This window comes from Maribacter sp. (assembly GCF_049667165.1).
Classification (GTDB): Bacteria; Bacteroidota; Bacteroidia; order Flavobacteriales; family Flavobacteriaceae; genus Maribacter_A.
This window is the reverse complement of record NZ_JBATHS010000049.1, coordinates 1-1,960: the sequence shown is the minus strand read 5'-3', so window position 1 is coordinate 1,960 and position 1,960 is coordinate 1. Positions and strand designations below refer to the sequence as shown.

General features: G+C 41.0%; 1 protein-coding gene and 1 pseudogene. One reads left to right on the top strand and one right to left on the bottom strand.

Annotated elements, in window-relative coordinates; translation table 11 throughout:
- Positions 1 to 726: pseudogene (locus tag WBM98_RS02945) on the bottom strand (sensor histidine kinase); the annotation flags it as partial.
- A 209-nt stretch (positions 727 to 935) separates the two neighbouring features.
- On the opposite strand from WBM98_RS02945, the gene WBM98_RS02940 reads away from it, so the two are divergent.
- Entirely contained in the window at positions 936 to 1,787 is an 852-nt protein-coding gene (locus WBM98_RS02940; RefSeq protein ID WP_424364531.1) for a DUF4349 domain-containing protein, read from the top strand.
- Positions 1,788 to 1,960: the final 173 nt, after the last annotated feature.

Genomic DNA, 1,960 nt, shown 5'->3' with positions numbered 1-1,960 from the left:
AGCGTCCCCCAAATATTCATAGAGTTCCACTTTTTGAAAGGGCACCATATTCCTGACCTTCAAGAGAGGCGTTAAGGTTTGTTCCGCATTTTTAAAATCCCCATTGGCCACATAGGCCTTCCCCAATAAAAATGACGTTTTGGTCGAGTTTTGTGCTTCCAAGGCATCCAAAAAACTGGCAATGGACAGATCGTACTGTTTATGAAAATAATAGACCTCGCCTAAGGTGGACAGGGATTGTGCAAGTTCCCTTTTATCCGCTCTTTGACCCAAATCGGCAATCGATTTTGTGATGAAATCAATACTTCGTTCGATATTGGTCTTTTTGTAGTAGTTGGCAGAATCCAAGAAGAGGGCATGCATAGAAACCTCGTTTCGGGAACTTTTATTGCTTCCAAAGCTACTCTCCCCTTTTTCAGGATACCCCCTGACTTTCACGTCAACATCCTCCCCACTTCGAATGCGATGCCGAACCGTTTCAAACTGTGGACTCTCGAAAATAAGTTCCTCCCCCATCGAGGCCCTGATCTTAAATTCCCCAAAGGCATTGGTCAAGGTATACTCACCAGAATTTGTGGAAACCCCAACGCCGGAAATCGGAGTACCGTTCTCCATTCCTTTGACGGTCCCCTTTATCTGCAGTTTGACATTGGGATCTTGAACCTGTGAATGACAGGTGAACGAACCAATGAGCAGTATAATGAGTATGTAGTGAATCTTGTGCATTGTGCTTAATAAAAAACGTAAACTTAGCTGATTTATGCGGCAATAAAAAATGGGGAATCTTCTAAAATAGGGAATATAAAACGCATAAAACGAGGTTTACGAAATCAGGTCGCCGCTTTACTCAATCAAAGGGTCACTTTACTCATTCCCTGTTTTTTCTTATAAAGTCCGGATATACATTTACGCCATAACATTGAACTTTTTCAAGCATGAATATAACACTGAAAACTAAAATAAAGAAGTTGGTTTTAGGACTTACCGTCATGTTCATCGCCTTATTTGCGTATCGCTTATCGACAGCAACCGAGGAGACTTTTGAACCCGCTCCGCTTTTTGACCTTACAGAGATTTCAGAAACCATCACTGACATCCGTAAAAATTATGCGACCCAAAAACACAAGGGAATCTCGGGTCAATCCCCTATAAGGATGGACCAAAAATATGAGAAAATCGCGGACATAAAATCGGTTACCACACAGTTTGATCGGGAAGAAAACCTAATACGGAATAAGATAAAGGATTTTAATGGCCTCATACAGTTCGAAAATAAAAACGGCAATACGGGCTATCGCAACCTAAGCTTGATTATCGGGGTGCCCCCCGCAAATTTTGATTCGATCTACAGCCAGCTCATTACAATAGGTACGATACAGGCCAAACAGATTACCAAAAAAGACAAGACGAATGAGTATAAGGAACTCAATGCCAAAAAACTCTCCCTTGAAAAAATAAGGGCCTCCTTAATCGCACTTAAATCCGAAGGAGGGCGCATTGAGGAGTATATGCAACTGGAAAACAGGATCTTGGAAATTGAACAACAGTTCCAGGAACTAGGGGTAAGTTTGGGCAACTTTGATGTGGAAAACGAATTCTGTACCGTCAAATTCGCCCTATCCGAAATCAAGGAAAAGAATACGAGCTTGCTAGAGCGTATCGAATCGGCCTTTCTCTGGACCCTCACTACCTATCTAAAACTCATACTCATCTTGACCTTGATGTCGGGGTTCTCATTCTTAACGGCTTCCACGATTGAAAAATTAACTCATAAAAAACAAAAATGATTCTACGCATCTGTACCCGTATTTTTAAAAAGGGCCAAAACATCTCGACTGCGCTCGATGTGACGGTAAAATTGATTATTGGTACAATCAAGGAAATACAAATACATAAAATAAAAATTGAATATCATGAAAAACGTACATCGAATTTTAGGAATTTGCCTTTTGGCAGCAAC